General features: G+C 46.4%; 16 protein-coding genes. 5 read left to right on the forward strand and 11 right to left on the reverse strand.

Annotated elements, in window-relative coordinates; translation table 11 throughout:
• Positions 1 to 28: 28 nt before the first annotated feature.
• The 3 genes from HBA55_RS35750 to HBA55_RS35760 all read right to left on the reverse strand — a co-directional run bounded on the left by HBA55_RS35750 (position 29) and on the right by HBA55_RS35760 (position 3,690).
• A complete protein-coding gene (locus HBA55_RS35750; RefSeq protein ID WP_240946462.1) occupies positions 29 to 826 on the reverse strand; it encodes an enoyl-CoA hydratase in 798 nt (265 codons plus the stop codon).
• 158 nt (positions 827 to 984) lie between these two features.
• Positions 985 to 1,644, reverse strand: coding sequence for a TetR/AcrR family transcriptional regulator (locus tag HBA55_RS35755; RefSeq protein ID WP_167000729.1), 660 nt, complete (start codon positions 1,642 to 1,644; stop codon positions 985 to 987).
• A 429-nt stretch (positions 1,645 to 2,073) separates the two neighbouring features.
• A complete protein-coding gene (locus tag HBA55_RS35760) occupies positions 2,074 to 3,690 on the reverse strand; it encodes an AMP-binding protein (RefSeq protein ID WP_167000731.1) in 1,617 nt (538 codons plus the stop codon).
• 314 nt (positions 3,691 to 4,004) lie between these two features.
• Here HBA55_RS35760 and HBA55_RS35765 point away from each other — a divergent pair, with 314 nt between their 5' ends.
• Together HBA55_RS35765 and HBA55_RS35770 are read left to right on the forward strand one after the other, a co-directional pair.
• Positions 4,005 to 5,717: an arylsulfatase gene (locus HBA55_RS35765; RefSeq protein WP_167000733.1), complete on the forward strand. Its 1,713-nt coding sequence runs from the start codon at positions 4,005 to 4,007 to the stop codon at positions 5,715 to 5,717.
• A gap of 114 nt (positions 5,718 to 5,831) precedes the next feature.
• Positions 5,832 to 6,806 (forward strand): NADPH:quinone oxidoreductase family protein, encoded by a 975-nt coding sequence (locus tag HBA55_RS35770; RefSeq protein WP_167000735.1) that lies wholly within the window; start codon positions 5,832 to 5,834, stop codon positions 6,804 to 6,806.
• A gap of 104 nt (positions 6,807 to 6,910) precedes the next feature.
• Here HBA55_RS35770 and HBA55_RS35775 read toward each other — a convergent pair whose 3' ends face one another.
• Positions 6,911 to 8,119 carry an acyl-CoA dehydrogenase family protein gene (locus HBA55_RS35775; protein ID WP_167000737.1) on the reverse strand — a complete coding sequence of 403 codons (1,209 nt, stop codon included), beginning with the start codon at positions 8,117 to 8,119 and terminating at the stop codon, positions 6,911 to 6,913.
• Between the two features lie 445 nt (positions 8,120 to 8,564).
• Between HBA55_RS35775 and HBA55_RS35780 the strand changes: the two genes are divergently transcribed.
• Positions 8,565 to 9,530, forward strand: coding sequence for a DODA-type extradiol aromatic ring-opening family dioxygenase (locus HBA55_RS35780; protein WP_167000739.1), 966 nt, complete (start codon positions 8,565 to 8,567; stop codon positions 9,528 to 9,530).
• Between the two features lie 86 nt (positions 9,531 to 9,616).
• Here the strand turns inward: HBA55_RS35780 and HBA55_RS35785 are convergent, their stop codons facing one another.
• Positions 9,617 to 10,042 carry a nuclear transport factor 2 family protein gene (locus HBA55_RS35785; RefSeq protein ID WP_167000741.1) on the reverse strand — a complete coding sequence of 142 codons (426 nt, stop codon included), beginning with the start codon at positions 10,040 to 10,042 and terminating at the stop codon, positions 9,617 to 9,619.
• Between the two features lie 252 nt (positions 10,043 to 10,294).
• Between HBA55_RS35785 and HBA55_RS35790 the strand changes: the two genes are divergently transcribed.
• The gene (locus tag HBA55_RS35790) at positions 10,295 to 10,741 is read left to right on the forward strand and encodes a hypothetical protein (RefSeq protein ID WP_167000743.1); all 447 of its coding nucleotides are present in this window, start codon (positions 10,295 to 10,297) and stop codon (positions 10,739 to 10,741) included.
• 215 nt (positions 10,742 to 10,956) lie between these two features.
• Here HBA55_RS35790 and HBA55_RS35795 read toward each other — a convergent pair whose 3' ends face one another.
• The 5 genes from HBA55_RS35795 to HBA55_RS35815 all read right to left on the reverse strand — a co-directional run bounded on the left by HBA55_RS35795 (position 10,957) and on the right by HBA55_RS35815 (position 17,024).
• On the reverse strand, positions 10,957 to 11,547 hold the full coding sequence (locus HBA55_RS35795; protein WP_338109506.1) for an NUDIX hydrolase: 591 nt from the start codon (positions 11,545 to 11,547) through the stop codon (positions 10,957 to 10,959).
• Between the two features lie 249 nt (positions 11,548 to 11,796).
• Positions 11,797 to 14,169: a TonB-dependent receptor gene (locus HBA55_RS35800; RefSeq protein ID WP_167000747.1), complete on the reverse strand. Its 2,373-nt coding sequence runs from the start codon at positions 14,167 to 14,169 to the stop codon at positions 11,797 to 11,799.
• A 103-nt stretch (positions 14,170 to 14,272) separates the two neighbouring features.
• Positions 14,273 to 14,755: a flavin reductase family protein gene (locus HBA55_RS35805; protein ID WP_167000749.1), complete on the reverse strand. Its 483-nt coding sequence runs from the start codon at positions 14,753 to 14,755 to the stop codon at positions 14,273 to 14,275.
• Between the two features lie 27 nt (positions 14,756 to 14,782).
• Positions 14,783 to 15,778 carry a fumarylacetoacetate hydrolase family protein gene (locus HBA55_RS35810; protein WP_167000751.1) on the reverse strand — a complete coding sequence of 332 codons (996 nt, stop codon included), beginning with the start codon at positions 15,776 to 15,778 and terminating at the stop codon, positions 14,783 to 14,785.
• A 40-nt stretch (positions 15,779 to 15,818) separates the two neighbouring features.
• On the reverse strand, positions 15,819 to 17,024 hold the full coding sequence (locus HBA55_RS35815) for an acyl-CoA dehydrogenase family protein (RefSeq protein ID WP_167000753.1): 1,206 nt from the start codon (positions 17,022 to 17,024) through the stop codon (positions 15,819 to 15,821).
• 504 nt (positions 17,025 to 17,528) lie between these two features.
• On the opposite strand from HBA55_RS35815, the gene HBA55_RS35820 reads away from it, so the two are divergent.
• Positions 17,529 to 18,659, forward strand: coding sequence for a zinc-binding dehydrogenase (locus HBA55_RS35820; RefSeq protein ID WP_167000755.1), 1,131 nt, complete (start codon positions 17,529 to 17,531; stop codon positions 18,657 to 18,659).
• A gap of 110 nt (positions 18,660 to 18,769) precedes the next feature.
• On the opposite strand, the gene HBA55_RS35825 is transcribed toward HBA55_RS35820, so the two are convergent.
• Complete coding sequence (locus HBA55_RS35825; RefSeq protein ID WP_167000757.1) at positions 18,770 to 19,447, reverse strand: hypothetical protein; 678 nt, start codon at positions 19,445 to 19,447, stop codon at positions 18,770 to 18,772.
• Positions 19,448 to 19,549: the final 102 nt, after the last annotated feature.

Here is a 19,549-nt window from a genome sequence, read left to right on the forward strand (position 1 = left end):
TTTTTTTGAAAATTAACGGGCAGCGTCGCTACTTGCTGGCACGACGCTGGAGATTGGCCAGGCGCTCTTCCATAACGGAAAGATCACACGCCGTGTTATAGGCAAGAGACCGCTCACTTTCCATCTGCAGGCCTTCACCCAAAGACATTTCCCAACCTTCATTCATCATGGCCTTGATTCGATATAAGGCATCCGGATTGGCTGTAGATATCTGCCGAGCCATATCCAATGCCGCATCCAGCAATTGATCATCAGCAAATACCTTGTTGACCAAGCCCCATTCACAGGCCTGTTGAGCGCTAAAGTAATTACCCGACCAACTCAGTTCACGAGCGCGATTAATACCTATGAGACGTGGTAATTTTTGCGACAAGCCCCAGCCAGGTAGCAGGCCAACACGTGCGTGGGTATCGGCAAACTTCACCGATTCAGCGGCATAAAGAAAATCACAGTAGAGCGCCAATTCAAACCCACCGGTAACAGCGAAACCATTGATAGCGCCAATAATAGGCTTGGGGCATTGGGAAACTGCCCGGGGAATAGTGCCGTTAACCCCCAGGGTATCGCTACTCATCATGGAAGCGTCGGTGGTAAGCTCTTTAAGATCAACTCCGACACTGAATGCCTTGCCCTTACCGGTAACAACCGCCACTGAAACAGCCTCGGTTTCCGCGACATAAGCCAAGGCTTCTACCAGCCCCGAAATAAGCTGACTAGTGAGTGCGTTTAACTGCTCCGGACGATTCAGGGTAATCAGGGCGACACCAGCCTCCACCCCAAGAGTGACCTGATCTGTGGATAACTTAACGGGATTAAAACTCATCATCTTCCTCTCATTACCATTTCACACATTAACTGTGCTCCAGTGTATTAAGAGAAGGGTCAATAAGGTATGACCTGTTAGGTCATAAGATGATAGAGAGGGACAAGAATTAAGACTTAGGGGCTCCTATAGTTAGAGGAGCCCTAAGGCAGCAGGCAGGATTAGCTATTTTCTAGCGCTTCAATTTCAACTTTAATACCCGCAACAACGCTCTTTGCAGCTGTAGCGCACATCTCCTTGAGACCAGATTTTGTCGCCTCAACAGCGGATCTTATAAATATTCCATCAGCAATGGCCATTAAGAGCCGAGCGTACCTTCTTGCAATCGCTCGAACATGCTTTTCCGGCAATTGCGTAAACATAGCTACCAAGTCTTTTTCTATTTCCTGGGTCCAACCGGATCGTAAAGACCTCAAAGCATCACGAACTTCCGCATTCTCAGTCTTATCCTCTACCACAGCCACATGTATCAGCTTTACAAAGGTCGGGCTTTCCTTCAATACATATAGAGACTTAGCCATCCTCTCTTCCACCTCATCAAGATCATGAGGCTCCGTACCATATAAACTGTCACGATCTTCTCCTATCTGTTTCCACTGCTCGCTACTATTAATCAGTACAGCTGAAAAGATTGCATCTTTAGAATCAAATATCCAATAAATAGATCCGGACAATACGCCAGCTTTCTTTGCAATTTTAGAGATAGAGGTTGCGGCATACCCATTCTGGGCAAACAGCTCTTCTGCTGCAGAGAGGATCTTATCTCGAGTAACCCTGTCATTTTTCTTGGATTTAGTATCTGATTTTGCCGCGCTACCCATATCTTCCTCTGTTAGCGACCACGCTATCTATGGCCTAAATACTGTTTAAATTTTCATCAGTTAAAGCTTGCTAATAACGTTACTAACTTCAGGTAACTGTTTAACTGCAAGCATCAATATTAACCCAGTATATCAAACCTTCCCCCTTCTCGGGAAACCGACTTTCAAGATAGCTCAAAGCCTATTTATCGTGACATCAGGCGTGTTAAATCAACAAGCAACAGAAACATCATAACCCATTGATTTATAAAGATATTACCCGGAGGCCGGCACCGTGAACCGTTATGTTCGTCGGCGGGTCAGAGATGTGCCGCTGTTTGGCTATGACTCACCACAACAACCTGATTGATCAAGCAAGCACCTATACAATAGTTGCTTGCTTGATCCGCGAGACGCCATATACCAAGGGCGCCAGCTACATGTCGGGGTTCACTGGCTATCACTGGTGATTGGCGGCAATCGATCACGCAAGACGTTCTTGGCAATCTTTTCCAGCGTGGAGCGCGGTAGCTCATCGACCACGTGCACACTCCGTACAACCTTGAAGTCCGGCAGGTTTTCGCGACAGTGCGCTATCAGCGTCTCCTCGAGTTGTGCGTGGGTCAGTCCTGCAGCGCCAGGACCGGGAATAATGAAAACCACCGGAACTTCGTCCAGCATATAGTGTTCCTGTCCCACCACGGCACATTCATCGACAACTCCCGACAGCATAATCACACTCTCGATTTCCGAGGCCGCAACATTCTCTACGCCGACTTTCAGCATGTCCTTGTCGCGATCAGAAAAGTACAGCCAGCCGTCTTTGTCAGACCGGACCAGGTCGCCTGTATCAAACCAGCCGTGCTCGTCGAAAGCGGACTCGTTGGCGTCTGGATTGCGGTAGTACTCCTTGAACAGGCTGACGCCCCTGACACCGCGGATGAAGAGATGCCCGGTCTCACCCAGCTCACAGAGAGATCCATCGGCGCGGCGCAGCTGAATATCGTAGTCCGGCGCCGCGCGACCTATGGTCATTTCGGGGCCGAGGTGATCCATATCCACCGTAATGCCGTGGGTGACCGTTTCAGTCATGCCCCACAAACCCAGTGTCTTTACACCGAATACTTCTTCTATCTGACCTATCCGTGCACCCAGATTCCAGAAACGCATTTTGTGTTCGGGCACCGGTTGATCCATGATCGCCTTGATGGCGAAGGGGATCATGGAAGCCCAGGTTACCTGGTGATTGGTGGCAACCTGCCAGAAACGCGATGCCGAAAACTTGGGCTGTACGACTATCGTTCCCCCCGACCAATGGGTAGACAGCATGGAGTAAGACTGGGCATTGGTGTGAAACAGCGGCAAGAACGCCATGGCAATGTCGTCACTCCTCAGCCGATAGTGCTGGGCGCCGGTCTTACCGCCCCAGATGCCATTGGCGTGTGTCCACAACACGGCCTTCGGTCTGGATGTGGTGCCGGAAGTGAACTGCACGCCGAGATTGAGACTGGCATCCACCGGGCGCAGTGAGATGGGTTCTTCTGCAAACAGATCGGCAAACGCCACCGCATCGAGCTCGGACTGCAAGTCAACACTGTCCTCACAGCGGACGCCAGCGTCGTTGTCAGCAAGACCAAGGAAGCGAATCTGCGGGCAGGACTCACGAATCATTCGCGCATATTTTGGCTGGGTCAACGCGCAGACAGCCTCGGTGACCTCAGCGAAGTAGCTCATATCCCGGGCGACAGAGCGCGTGTTGGTGGATACGGCTACCGCACCCAGGATCGCGCAGGCATACCAAAACAGGATGAACTCGGGTGAGTTGTCCATGTGCAAGAGGACGAATTCTCCCTCTTTTACTCCCCTGCTCTGTAGCCCCGCAGCCAGTCGTCGGGCTGCATCGAATAGCTCGGCATAGGTGAAGCTTTGTGTATCGCCTTCGAACGGGCACCAGACCACACAGGTTTTATCCGGCGTCTTTTCTACCCACTGTTGCAACATCCAGGGGATGTCCATGCCTGCCGCTGCCTCGCGGTAGCTGTGATCGATCTGGTCTTTGAGTTTCATAAGATATAACCCTTGTCTTCTTTGCCTGATAGTCTTGCCAGCAAAAAATGCCGGTCGCTCTATACGAAGCCATCCAGTACCACTCGCGCTATCGAAGCAGCCTTCGTGTTTCTGTATTGGCGAAAAAAAAGGCGCTGACGTCAGAGGTCAGCCAGCGCCTGAAATCGGTCGTAGGGATCCAACAATACCAGAGCTTGATTGAGTAACCAAGTAATTATACAATAACTATCGTCAAACCGCATATTAGCAATGAAGCTACGCACTCAGGGATCAGGGATCAGGGACTTTTGCCGTAGTAAACTAGATTAGCAACTATGAAGAAGGTACAAGCAATAATCGTTGCCTTAACCCTAGTAACAGTAGGGTGCGGGCAAAGAACAGAGAATGGACAACCCCCAGCGACACCTTACCCAAATTCAGCCAGTAACCCCCTTTCCAGCTCTCCAAATATTCTGTTGATTGTCGCAGACGACCTTGGCTATACCGACCTGGGAAGCTACGGAAGTGAAATCAGTACTCCCAATCTTGATCGTATCGCCCAGGAGGGGACAAAATTCTCACAGTTTCATGTTGCTGCAGCATGCTCCCCAACTCGAGCAATGCTACTGACAGGTGTTGATAATCACATTGTTGGATTAGGGGCGTTCAACCCTGAAACTATCGGAAAGAATCAGAGGGGCATTGCAGGCTACGAAGCCCATTTGAACTTTCGTGCAGCTTCCATGGCCGAGATATTTATCGAAAACGGCTACCACACATACATCACGGGAAAGTGGCATCTAGGATATGAAGCTAACAGCACTCCCGTAGTGCACGGGTTCCAGCGCTCATTCGTACAGCTAGACGGAGGAGCAGGTCACTTTAATGAATTACCGGCAATACCGCTTAGGCGCCAGGCCAGCTTCAGGGAAGACGGGGTTCCTGTTAATCTGCCAGATGGATTCTATTCCAGTGATTTTTATGTCCACCAGATGATTAACTATATCAATGAGGATAGATCTACTGGAAAACCTTTCCTGGCCTACCTTGCATTTACAGCCCCCCACTGGCCACTTCAGGCCAAAGCTGAAACCATAAGAAAGTATCAGGACAAATACCTGGACGGATTTGAAAGACTTGCCCAACAACGGCAAAAGAAGCTTGTCGAACTAGACATCCTTGAGAATAGCGTCACTCCTGTTCCATATAACCAGGATATATTCCGCCGCTGGTCCACACTGAGTCATCAAGAAAAGGCATATGAAGCCAAAAGAATGGCAATTTATGCAACCATGATCGATGACCTGGACTCTGCAACAGGAGTATTAATTCAGTATTTAAAAGACATTGGAGAGTTCGATAACACCCTTATAGTATTTCTATCCGATAATGGCGCTGAAGGCCACCAAGCCCAAGAGACTGAATCTCTAATTGAGCTAGCTACCGTTTTGGGCATCCCTTGTTGCGACAACAGCCACGAAAACATCGGGAATGCAGATTCATTTATAGGCCTGGGCCCTGAGTGGGCTCAAGCAAGTGTAGGGCCTCATCGAATATACAAGGGGTACCCAACCCAAGGAGGCATTATAGCGCCAGCCTTTATTCGCCCCCCTACGCAAGAGGGGCCTGAATGGTATAAGGGTTTTACATCCGTTAAGGATATCCTGCCAACGATGCTTGAATTTGCCGGCATAGATAACCACAACAACACCTTCAAAGGCAGAAGCGTTTTTCCAATAGAAGGTAAATCCATCATGCCGCTGCTTCAGGGCAAAGCAGACACAGTACACGCAAACAACATCAATATGGGTTGGCACCTATTTACGAAGCATGCGGTTAGAGCAGGTGATTGGAAACTATTACGTTTACCCAAGCCCTACGGGGACAATGAGTGGGAGCTTTACCACCTGCCTTCCGATCCGGCAGAAACGAAGAACCTAGCTAAACAGGAACCGGAACGGCTGAAAACACTCATTCAGCACTGGGAGAAGTATCAACAACAATCCAACGTAATCATCCCTGAATTACCATGGTATGTTAGATATTAGAGCTGCTACTACCCCTGAGGGAAGCAGCTCTAATAAGTTAAACAAACATAAAGATAAGCTAGCGCTCTGCCATATACCCATAAGACATGAATAGTGAGAGTTTAAGGAATTACGATGAAAGCGATTGTTTGTGAAAAATTTGCCCCGGTAGAAGAACTTCAATACAAAGAAGTTGCCACTCCAGAAATTCAGCCCGGCCATGTCATTATTGATATTGAAGCCATTGGTGTTAACTACCCGGATGGTTTGTTAGTACAAGGTCTGTATCAAATGAAGCCACCCTTCCCCTTCACGCCAGGTATGGAAATTGCCGGCACCATCAGTGAAGTCGGTGAAGGCGTGACGCACCTGAAAGTAGGCCAGCGAGTGATGGGCATGAACACACTTAATGGCTACGCCGAGAAAATGCTTCTTCCTGCTCAATCAGCCATACCTTATCCGGAAAGTATTCCTGCAGAAGAAGCAGCAGGATTAATCACCGCTCACGCCACCGCCCACCACGCCTTAAAACAGCGCGCTAACATTCAGCCTAGTGAAACCCTGCTGGTAACCGGCGCAGCCGGTGGTACCGGATTGGCTGCGGTTCAAATTGGTAAAGCCATGGGCGCTAAAGTGATCGCACTTTGCTCTACCCAGGAAAAACTGGATATTGCCAAAGCCAACGGCGCCGACATCTTGATCAACTACACCGAAGTTGATTTAAAAGCCACCATTAAAGAAGTTACTGAAGGAAAAGGCGTTGATGTAGTTTACGATGTGGTTGGCGGAGAAACCTTTGACATCTGTTCACGCTCCATGGCCTGGAATGGTCGCTTACTGGTCATCGGTTTTGCCTCAGGTACTATTCCTAGCCTGCCTGTCAACCTGACACTGGTTAAAGGCTATTCCCTGGTCGGTGTGTTCTGGGCAACCTTCAGCATGAAACAACCTGAAACCTTTATGGCCAACATGCAAGAACTGTTGACCTGGTACACCGAAGGTAGAGTTAAGGTACATGTCGATGAAGTCTTCCCACTGAAAGAAACTGTCAACGCGCTAAACAAAGTAATGAATCGTCAGGTAATCGGCAAAGTTGTCCTTAAGCCGTAACGACAAAAATATTGCACTGTATAACCATGGTATGTTAGATATTAAAGCTGCTACCCTTAAGGGAAGCAGCTCTAATATTTTAGACTAACACCCGTCTGAAGTAATTAGAACAATCCCATATCGGGCTCTAGAGCCATCAGATGTCGGCCAAACGTCTGCTTGGCAACATCCATATCTGAATACGCATGGCTAGCAGCCATATTTACATCACGCCACAGCTTTTGCATAAGGTTGTCATCAAACCAGGCACTACCTCCGCTAGCGGCGTAAAGGCGATTAACTGCTTCAACCGCTTGATTCGTAACATAAGTTTGACTCACTCTCCAGCTCGTACTGGTGGATTCATCTGGGAGTTTACGTTCATTACAGTGATTTGCGATTTCTTGCCAGTCTTGTTTCAGCCGGGTTTCTGCAGCCCGGACCTGCAGCACGGATTCGGCGAGTCGCATATAGGCCGGTGCATTGTCGGACATATTGGCGCCAGTGTAAGCACGTACGCGTTTTGATGTCTTCTCCTTGTATAGGTTGATAAAAGATTTAGCCATACCAAGAGAAGCTATTGAAAAACCTAACCCGAAGTAATTAAAGAAGTGAGCATAGAAGATATTTCCAGGATGTGAGCCAAAGCCTTTGGATTGACCTGCATTCAAAGCGACAGTAGTGTCGATACGGTGCTCAGGAACAAAGACCTCCTTCAATCTGAGTGTTTTACTACCCGTGCCTTTTAAGCCTGCAGTATGCCAGTCGTCTATGATCTCGTAGTCTGCCTTTGGCACGACTGCCATATGTGGTACTAGCATATTATTTAATTCAGGTACCTTGCGCTTAAAGCCGAGCATCGCCCAGTCCGCATGATCGCATCCACTAGACCAACCCCATGTCCCATCGAGTATAACGCCTCCCTCTTTTTCCTTACACTCCAGAATGGGAGCGACGGCGGAAGAAATGAGAGCATTTTCATCCTGCCCCCAAACGTCCTGTTGGACTTCTTCACTCATCAAGGCGAGCCCGTGGGCGTGTTGAGCATATAGACCTGCAATCCAGGCTGTAGAGGAGCAATTTTCCGCAATTTCCATGAGTATGGGAGCGTATTCAGGAACTTCAAGTTCTAATCCCTTGAACGCCTTAGGCTGCAGTGCACGCGTAAATCCTGTTGATTTAAGCAAAGCAATATTCTCAGGATCAACACAGCGGTTTTTTTCGGTTTTTTCAACATTCTTAAGAAACGTGGGTAAAACCTCTTGAATATTTCGCTTGAGCAATTCGCCAGCAGTTTGGTTTTCTAGGTCAAAAGAACAGGTCTTGTCAGGCATTTTGGATCTCCGATTGCACTTACTTTGTTTTTGACGGCCTTAGTTAGCTGCGTACGACCCAAACATTATTCTAACTTGGTCAACCAATCAACAAGGAGATTGGTGCCGACTTGATCTGATTCAGGAGGGGTTTACTTTGAAAATCGCTACTCAGGCGACAACGAACTTTCCGTATGCTTTGGACAAACTGACCGAACAGCAAGGGCTTTCAAGCAAGTAACCACTAACACAAAAATCATCAACCACATCGTGATTTAGCGAAATTGGCAACAAGTGCATCCGTAATTGAATACAGCTTGTTTGATCGAGATCAAATAATCTATTTGGTCGACCAATCAAGGATCAACCAGTTGATCAAGATCAAGTGTGTTAATTGATCGACCATCAAAGGAGTTGATACAGTAAAGAAAACACAGACAGCTCCGAACGGAGCAGGAGAACTTAGATGCAGTACATGATGGTTAGCGCCTCTCATTCCCCCATGTTGGACATGACTCCAGCAGACAGGGAGCGAACAAAGAACGTCAAGCTGGCGCTTGAGTCAACACGCAAGCGAATCGAAGATTTTGATCCTCAACTGGTCGTCCTATTTGGCGTAGACCACTACGGTGGGCACCAGATGGCGTGCATGCCAAGCTTTACTATTGGCGTAGAAGCCACGTCGCTTGCAGATGTTGGAGGCACACCTGGCCCGCTGAATGTTCCCCGTGATGTTGCAGTTTCTGCGGTGGAAGCCGTTAGAGATTCAGGCGTAGATGTTGCAGTTTCATACGCTATGGAAGTTGATCACGGGTTTTCTCAAGTTGCGATGACGACTCTGGGATCTCTCACCCGATACCCAATCTTGCCTGTATTCGTTTCCTGCATACAACCTCCCTTTGTACCCTACAAGCGAGCGAGGGCTCTTGGCGAAGCCATAGGGAAATTCACAAGTGATTTGGACGCTTACCAAAGAGTTCTGTTTTTAGGTTCCGGTGGGCTTACTCATGATCCAGCGTACCTCTACCCACCTATTGATGTCGTAAGCGATGAGTGGAAACCCTACATCCTGCACGGAAAGTCTCAATCGGAAGTACCACAGCAGAAATGGATCGACTACGAAATTGAAGCGCATGAACATGGACTTCCAATGCTATTGGACGAAAGCATTACAGAAAGTGACTTGGGCCTCGTTGACCATTGGGATAAAAAATTTCTTGAAACCTATTGCAGCGGTGACATGTCGGCATTTGACAGCTGGGATCCTAAAGAGGTCATGGCGGAAGCTGGCATTGGTGCAGTCGAAACTCTTAGTTGGGTCGCCGCGAGATCGGCAATCTGCAGCGTATCCGATTGCGTTCCTCGTGAATCTTTTTACCAACTAACCAGGGAGGTGGGGGTTGGTTTCGGAATAGTGGAAGCCAGAAGTTAGTGTGGTGAATCGACAGAGGTTACCTTTAGCGGGGTAAGAAACGCATGAGGTAACCAATGTTCATTCTACCAAGAAAAGTAATAAATTTACTGGTTTTCTTCCCAGTTAGGAACTTCACCAAAAACTTGATTGATAATTCTCGACTTATACTTCCAAACACCATCAACTTTTACATACTCATCATTGTAATCCATGATGATAAGAGGATTAGCAGGATGCGGCCCCTCTCCGTCAGCTGCAAATAATGTCAAATGGCATGTTCCAACTATTCTGCTTTCACTCTCTTCGTGAATAGCAACGGGAGAAAAAATGTGACGTGATAAACGATGCCCTCTGGCAGTGCGCATATCATAAAACGCTTTTATTTCTTCACGTCCCTTAGCGCCTCTATCTTCAAATCCGTAGTAACCGTCCTCGGTAAACAGTTCAGGAACGCCAACACCATTACGGTGATCAATCAGCCAAGAGAACTTAGCATTCAACTTGAGAATTTCTTCGTAATTACTAGCCATTACATTATGCTCCTCGTCATCTTCAAGCCAAAACATTAACTTGAAAAGGTATGTTTATAGAGATCAACGCACTCTCCGATCAATAATAAACTTACTTGACCGACCATTCAAGAGGTGTAGAATAGGGACATGCTCCCTTTAGCGGATTGATGGTTTAATAGGGGTATGCAATAAGGGTAAAACTATCTCTCAAAGCGAATAGCTACAGATATCGATCTTAGCTACAGCTGACTGTTAATAAGAGGCCATTAGATGGATAATATAAATGACACTTTTTTCACTGTGCGAGTACTTTTAAGTATTGCCCTATTTGGCTGCACTATTATACCAATGCTTGCTGATTTTAATAAAACTCATGCTACCAACCCGCTGTGGACAGGGCACGCCCGTTACCACGTAGTTTGGCAGTGTATTTCTTACGGCTGGCTAGGTATATTTGCCCTCTATCTACTCTGGTTTTATGAGTCTGAGTCTGTCTTACCCCTGTATATCACCGCAATCATCTGCGCATCAATCTATGGCGGATTCTTCATGGCATTAATGTTTAAAAGCCTTTACGGAGGCAAAACTTACGATGAGAATGGCTACCTCCCCATAGCATTTAACATTGGTGGTAAAACCTTATATATAAATCAAAACATTACTGCATTTTCTGTAATGGTTGCTGTTTTATCCGTTGCTGTATATATGCTTTTCTAAGCAAGAAGGTCATGGGAGTTATCGATATTCTTTTAAGATGATTCCCATTGCTCATGCCTAAACGTCGAATTGGTGCAACTGGCACCAGCTCTCTCTCCGCACCAACCGCTTGGGAGAAGGGGTTTCTACCCCTCCTCACTTTTATTCGATTTTCAGCCAAGCATCTCCCCAGGAACAACACCCCCCCCTCTGGTGCCTTTTGGGGAAGGTACGGGCTAAACTATCTTTTTAACCGTGTGCTTTCCATCATCATAGTGAGATGAGTATACTGAATAATTTTTGCTACGATGCTCAAAGGGGAAGTTATCCATTGCGTCTGCAACCTGGGGAAAAGCCGCTTTTTCGATAGGAATAGGGTCATCAAGGTCGAAGAACTTAACCTCCATCGCTTCTTGTGTTGTGTGGCATTCAGGCGAAGTTAACTCCCCCCGATAGACCAAATACACTTCGTTAATAGCCGGTAGAGAACCCACTATGTACAGCTTTAAAGACTGCACGTCTATTCTCGCCCCAGTTTCCTCATAAAGTTCTCTTGCCGCAGCTTCTTCAGGGGTTTCTCCACACTCCATAAAGCCTGCAGGAACAGACCAGAGCCCTTTAGCTGGCTCTATTCCTCTTTTTATCAGCAAGAGCTTGTCCTGCCAGGTTGCTATACAGGCCACCAGTATCTTAGGGTTCTGATAAGCAATATAACCACAACGCTTACACACATACCGTTCATGTGTATCCCCATCAGGGCACTCTACATCCATAGGGCTTGCGCATTGGAAACAGTATTTGGTTGAAGCAATGGGCATAGTACTCATAGTAGTTCCATGGATGACATCTGATTAAAGGCTGTACGAGAATGAAATTTATAGCCGATATTATCTAAGTGTAGACGGGAAGAGATCGATTCTCTAGAAGGGATAGCAACTAACTGTAACTCTGCAGAGACATAGTTGTTTAGACATCCTTGTCATAAACATAGCTAAAGTTATGAACCCGCCAAACTCATAATTAGCAGTATGGGCCTAGAGGGTCATAACTTAATAAACGTAGATTACCCTCTCGATTTAGAAGCGGTAATCCGCGTTAAGCGTGATGGTTCGAGGAGCATCTGCAATACCCCAGTAGGCGCCATCTCGCAAGGCAGTGCCGCCACCGAAAGAAGTTGTTCTCTTATCGGTAATATTACGGCCCACCAGGTTTACACTCCAATTGTCATCGGCGGATTCATAGCCAATCGACAAATCAGCCTTGGTAAATGAGTCTTGCGCAGCGTAGTCATCATTCTGGACTGCCACGAAGAATTCATCACTATAGAAAACATCACCACGAACCCGAATGGTACCCATACCGTCAAGAGGATACGAATAGATGAAGTAGGCACTACCACTCCACTCTGGCGCATTAGGTAATTTATCACCCTTCGCATTTCGAGAATTTGTAGCAATATCACAATCAGCCTCAAGACTCAGGCCTGGGGAACATGGCGCACCGACGAAACCATCGTATATCGCATCAACAAATGACAGGGCACCTCCAAGCTCCAAATTGGAGGTCGCGGCAAAACGCACGTCAGCTTCCAGACCCTCAGAGGTCGCTGCACCAGCATTGTTTACAACAAAGCTATTGGTCGCCGAATCCAAGACACTGACTTGCTGATCAGTATACTCCGTTGTAAACAGAGCCACATTCAGCTGCATGCGGTGATCGAAGAAGTAAGTCTTCAATCCCAGCTCGTAACCTTCAGCTTCCTCAGAATCAAAGCTGATGTTATTTGCAGTTGTTGTTACAGCGTTAAAACCGCCAGCTTTAGTAGCCTTAGTATAAGATAAGTACACCGCCGTATCAGGGGTCATGTCCCACTGCATTGACAGACTAGGATCTACACCTTCTTCGTGTATTTTCGTGTCTTCAAGCTCATCATAAGTAAATGGTGACATACCGAATAGTCCCGCAGCAAAGGCATTTTCACCTGGGTTGCTGGTGTCAAAAAAGCCAACCTGGAAACTGTGATCATCAAGCGACTTGTTTTCATATGAATAACGCAGACCCGCGTTCACACGAAATACATCACTTACATTCCACGTCACCTGACCAAAGGCTGCGTATGCCTCAACACTTTGCTGAAACTCTCGATTGGTTTGAAGATCAAATGTTGTAGGCACAAATCCACCTCCGCTCAGACTTAGTGCATAAATCTGGTTAACATCAGGCACGGCGATTTCCTGATCAACAAAGTAAAAACCGACTACATAGTCGAATGTTTCACCGCCAGGGGAAACCAGTCTTAACTCTTGAGTGAATTGCTCAAAATTTTCTTCCTCATATTGAGTGAAGATATCAAATGGCGCTGGAGAGAAAGAGTAGTTGGAGTGACTTTCAAACTCAGAGTAGGTACTAATGGATGTAACCATACCCATTGGCAGATCCCAATCCAGCTGCAAGGTCAATGCATCGCTATCAACAGTGCGCTCGTCCTCTTTGTCTGTAACGACCACCCCTGTGCCATCGGCATTGACTTCCACATGACGGGCAGATGCGGCAACACCATTATCAATAGTATCGAATCCTGGCTGGCGAGTTGTGAAATCATCAATGATTAGAAAAGGGGTACCTGCTATGGTTGCGCCAGGTTGGATTCCAGTCGTACCAAAACTGGTACCGGTTACTTTCTTCTCAGCGTGCTCATACTTCGCAAAAACACTGAAATCATCGTTCACATCCCATACAGCACTTAAACGAATGGTATCGATTTCGGATTCATTTTGATCCTTTCTGCCCTTCAAAGCAGTACTGCCATCGGAACTTTGACGAGGTAGCGTATCTAACCAACCACCCACTTTATTGGTAGAGGCTACAAGGCGGGCTTTAAAAGAGTCAGTAATCGGACCAGAGACAACCGCCTCTACGCCCAGACCGTCATTTTCAAACTCATAGTTACCACGAATAACGGCTTCGAATTTATCAGTTGGGCGACGAGTAGAAATTACAACGGCACCCGCGACACTGTTTTTACCCTGCAAAACACCTTGAGGGCCACGCAGGACTTCAACTCTCTCCAGATCCAAGAATGGACTATTCGCCTGCTTTCCACGACTAACATACAAGCCATCAATATACATACCCACCGATTGCTCAAAGCCTAAGTTTGCACCACCGGTAGTAACACCACGAACATTTACAACACTAAAATTCGGGGACGTCTGCAGGGACACGCTAGGAATCGAATCCACAAGCCCAGACATGTCAAAGATACCTTGATCCTCAAGAGAATCACCTGTGACAGCAGCTATGGAAATAGGTACATCAGTTAAACCTTCAGCACGTTTTTGTGCCGTAACAATTATCTCCTCCAGGACTGGCTGTGCGAAACCTACAGTAGATGTCATTAATCCTAAGGCACCTAACAATGCAGTTTTACTAGCTACAGAGTTCAACATAATCTCTCTCCAATGTAATAGTTTTTAACATATCTTGATAATTATTCTGCTCGGAAAAACACCGAGCAGATCACTCTTACACGAATACTACCTCCAAAATGATCTAGTCGATCTTGATCTCCGCGTATTTTCCTCGACAGAAAAGTAACGGTTGCTTATCTTCCGTTACAAATCTCTCAACCTCTCCCACAATGATTAAGTGATCACCACCCTCGTACTCATGACGCGTTACACACTCAAAGCGCGATACACACCCTGGCAGCATAGGTATGCCATGATCATTATTATCATATTCGACTTCCGAGAAATCTCCAGCCCCGGATCCAGCAAACTTATTGGAAATATCGATCTGATCTTCAGCTAACACATGAACGACGAATTTCCCTGTTTCTCTGAATGCAGGTAATGAGGATCGCTCATAGCCGATAGACCAGAGAATCAACGGGGGATCCAAAGATACAGAGTTAAAGCTGGAAGCCGTCATAGCGATAGGGTTACCTTCACTATCGGTCGTGGTGATAACTGTCACGCCCGTAGGAAAGGAACCTAATGCATTTCTAAATTCAGTAATATCAATAGAAGCCATTTCAGTTATACCTCTTCAGTAAGAAGACTAATCTTCTACAACAACTGGGTTGACTAAGGTACCTAAGCCTTCAATCTCAATGCTCACCTTTGCACCATTAGACTCGTTGAGATCCCAGTGACCTATCGACGCAAAGCTGCCATTTTCAGCTGGCTTCGCTGCAGTCCCGCAATGGATAATATCCCCCGTTTCCAGGGTGCAATAACGTGAGGCATGCGCAATCACCTTCTCAACAGAGAAGGTCAAATTAGCCGTTGAGTCCACGAAGGTAAGCTCTTCGTTTTGATATGAACGAACACGAAGATTATTCGGATCGCTAATCTCATCGGCGGTAACCAACCAAGGACCCATAGGTGCAAACGTATCGCAACCTTTAGAACGCGCGTGATAGGTCAGATACAGTCTGCGTGCATGATCAGCATCGCGAATCTCTCGCCAACCCATTGACTTTTCGTAACGAGCTTCAAAACCAGAACCTTCTGGAGCAATAATCTCAATACTATCTTCCGCTTTTAATCCATGAGAGGTCACATCATTGAGAACGCTGTAACCAAAAACATGATCTAAAGCATCTTCTTCTTTAATGTTTTTGCCACCCTTACCAATGATCACCGCCAATTCTGGCTCTGGATTGGTGATGCCAAATTCCTTTCTGAGAACAATGGGTTGGTTTTGGCCAGTTAAAGCGGTTGCCACTGAAAAGAAAAAGGCCGGGGTTGCAGAAGGCCTATGAGAGAGCGCCTGAAATATCTGATTGTTTATCGCGACCCCCATAATCTTTCCTGGACGTGGGATAGGGGCCAGCATGGTTAGAAGAGCAGGATCTTTCTTGTAATCCTGAGAAAAGTCTTCCGCCATCAGCGAATCTAAAGAGATATCACCACTGACAACTTCTTCCATAAAATCGGCTAATGTAGCAGGGGCTTTCGCTCCCAATACAAGCCTCAGGTCGGCAATTTGGCCATCCGCTGTTTCAAAGCCGTAAGACTTCTGCCCTTCCGAAACAAAACTACAAAATTTCATAACTAACCTATTAGATTCAATAAATTTCAGACTGAACTAATTAGAACAAGTCCATGTCAGGCTCAATATCCATCAAATGACGACCATATGTTTGTTTGGCAACATCAAGGTCTGAGTAGGCATGGGAACCCGCCATGTTTACATCACGCCACAGCTTTTGCATACGATTGTTATCGAACCATGCACTACCACCACTGCCCGTGTACAAACGATTCACAGCTTCGATAGCTTGGTTAGTCACATAGGTTTGGCTTGCACGCCAGCTGGTGCTCATTGACTCATCAGGTAGTCTTAGCTCATTACAATGCTGAGCCACCTCACTCCAATCTTGCGCCAGTCGCGTTTCAGCAGCTCGCACCTGAAGCACAGACTCAGCCAGTCGCATATAGGCTGGAGCGCTATCAGCAGCTTTTGCACCGGTATACGCACGCACACGCTTAGACTGCTTCTCTTTGTAAAGATTGATGAAAGCTTTCGCGGTACCCAGAGCTGTTACAGAGAAACCTAATGCAAAGTAGCTAGCGAAGGGGGAGTGGAAGATCTTACCGGGATGAGAGCCAAAACCTTTTGATTGGCCTGTAGCCAGTTCAATGGAACCATCAATACGGTGCTCTGGCACAAAAACATTTTTAAGTTTCAGAGTCTTACTACCGGTACCCTTCAGGCCAGCCGTGTGCCAGTCATCAATGATTTCATAGTCAGTTCTAGGTACGCATGCCATGTGTGGGATCATCATATTATCCAGCTCTGGAACCGCACGCTTGAAGCCAAGCAGAGCCCAGTCGGCATGGTCACAACCACTTGACCAGCCCCAGGTACCGTCCAGTATAACGCCGCCATCTACGGGCTTAGCTTCAAGAATTGGCGCAACTGAAGAAGAAACTAAAACGCTGGTATCTTTACCCCAGATCTCTTGCTGAAGCTCTTCACTCATTATAGCAATCATATGAGAATGCTGGGCTAATAGACCTGCAACCCAAGCCGTTGATGAACAATTTTCCGCAATCTCCATCAAAATAGGGCCATAACTTGGCGCTTCAATTTCTAAACCACCAAAGGCTTTAGGCTGAAGTGCACGCGTAAACCCAGCTGCTTTCAGCAGCTCAATGTTTTCCTCAGCAACAGAACGATTTGCATCGGTCTTTTCAGCGTTTTTGGCAATGATAGGCAAAATCTCACGAACTCTTTGCTTCAGTGCCTCTCCAGCCTTTTGAGCTTCTTGGTTAGACGGTGCTAAGTCAGACATAGTAAATCTCCTGTTGATATAGGGGCTAAGATAGTCATTGCGTGGCTTATACACCACACTAACTTGGTCGACCATCCAATAGTTATACACTACTCCAACTTGGTCGGCCACTCAAGGATTTTGTGTGCTATACCCATCAGATTTCAGCACCAAAAGCACAAATCAGACGTTGAATCGCCTTGTAACCCGCGTATTTACCAGGGGTTTAGGTCCTGACATTGAATTTGACTAATAATTGACCAAGATCAATTGCGTATAGCTATGATGAAAGCGAAGACCACAAACAGGGGCTAAGAATTGAAGGCGATTAATCTTCTTGACCTAATAAATAGGTTTACTATGAATTCAAGCCACGATCATCATTCAAGTTCTGAACTTGTTGACAATTACGGAACGATCGGCACATTATGATTTAATACATGGTTTTTGATATACACGCCCCATTGAATTTGAAACACTGCCTTCATAACGCAATAACGTCAATATTCAACAACGGAATAACCTATGACTACTGGGCTACAACTATTCTCCACAACGGGATCTAATCAAACACTAAAATTATCTTTAGAAAAAGTAGATATCCCTGCACCTAAATCTGAAGAGATTGTTATTCGTATCGAAGCATCTCCCATTAATCCAACAGACCTGGCAAGTATGTTCGGCCCTGCGGACTTAACAACCTTGAGAAATGAGCAAGGGGAAAATAGCACTGAATTACTCGCAGACATCCCTTCCAAATTAATGAGAATGGTTAAGTCTCGTATAGACAGCCCACTTGCAACAGGCTCCGAAGGTGCTGGAGTTGTCATTGAAGCAGGCGATTCACCTGAAGCTCAAGCGTTAATTGGGAAGGTTGTCAGTGTGGCCACTGGCGGTCACCACGGTCAATATTGCTGCGTACATTACTCTCTGGTTAACCCAATGCCAGAAGGTATCACTCCAGAACAAGCGGCTTCAGCATTTGTTAACCCTATGACAGCTTTAGGCCTTGTAGAGACAATGCATAATGGAGGTCATAAAGCACTCGTAAACACGGCAGCGGCTTCTAACTTGGGTATCATGCTAAACCGTATCTGTCAGGCAGATGGTATTGATATCGTCAATATTGTTCGTAAGCCAGAACAAGTAGAGATCCTCAAAGAGATTGGCGCTAAATATATCGTTAACTCTTCTTCAGAAACCTTCAGAAAGGACTTATTCAAAGCACTCGCTGAAACCGGAGCCACCATCGCGTTCGATGCTATTGGTGGCGGTAAATTAGGCTATGAGATTCTGGCGTGCATGGAGCAGGTTGCGGCATCCCAAATGACCTCATACAACCATTATGGTTCTTCCGTTAAAAAACAACTCTATACCTATGGCCGACTGGATCTAAGACCAACGGTAATTAACGCGGGTATAGGCTTTGCCTGGAATCTAGGCGGCTGGCTATTGTTCCACTTCCTGGCAGACACGGATAGCGAAACCATCCAACGAATGTACAAACGAGTAGCCGATGAAATCACGACAACGTTTGCCAGTCACTATGCAAAGAAAATATCTTTAGAGGATGCTATTAGCGTAAACGCTGTTGCCGAATATGGTCGTATGGCAACGGGTGAGAAATACCTGATACTGCCTCACCAAGAAGCTTAATGATTAACAGGGTCTAAAGACCAACCTGTGTAACATTGGTCGTATGTACCTTAATAGGCATAGCGGTTATTACTTGATGCTACGCCTTACAGGTGGTAGTTCTATATTCGTCAAGGTCCTGGGGGGCCTCTACTATCAAATAGTTTAATCGCACGTAATGTTGTTGGTGAAAGACGTTCTGACTGGTTATCCACAATATCGAAATAGCTTTTCGTAAACTGATCAGCCAGTAATTCGGCGGCCTCCCCGAATCCTTCAACAGAAAAACAAAGCACAGCACTCATGTAGCCTACATGTTCCCTGGCCTCCATTTTAATTTGAAAAACCTCTGATAAATGCTCAACAATTAAAGCCGAGCTAACTATTGAGTTAACTCTTTTCGCCTTTAGCGATCTAAAAATAAGCACTGGGTTCTTAAAGAATTGGATATTAAGCTTTTCAAATTCTGGTGGCCAATCAGCATGACTGAGACTCTGCGCACCAATTTTTAGTTGGTCCCAGGGAATATTCGGAGAGCGGTGCGGGCTTGATGCTTCTAAATACAAACCAAACGGCACTGTAACTAAAGGTTGGCTACACACTAAGGATTCAAGAACAACACCAGGATTGATCAATACGACGACACCAGCATCAATTGATTTATTGCGCAGCATGCTTACCACTCTGGCAGGAGGCGCATAGCTAAATACTGTTTCTTTGTCAAGTGCTTCCATCGTCGTTTTAACAATGTCAATAACAATTCCTGTTGATTCTCCCGTATCATCCCCCTGTGTCAGGATAGATGTCACCCCCTAAATTGTTGAAAACTTGAACAGGGGGCTGATGAGGAATGAGTGAAACACTATTCACCAGAAAGGAAAGAAGCGGTACTTAAGAAGCTGTTGCCACCA

It is taken from the genome of Pseudomaricurvus alkylphenolicus, from assembly GCF_011683955.1.
GTDB classification, from domain to species: domain Bacteria; phylum Pseudomonadota; class Gammaproteobacteria; order Pseudomonadales; family Cellvibrionaceae; genus Pseudomaricurvus; species Pseudomaricurvus alkylphenolicus.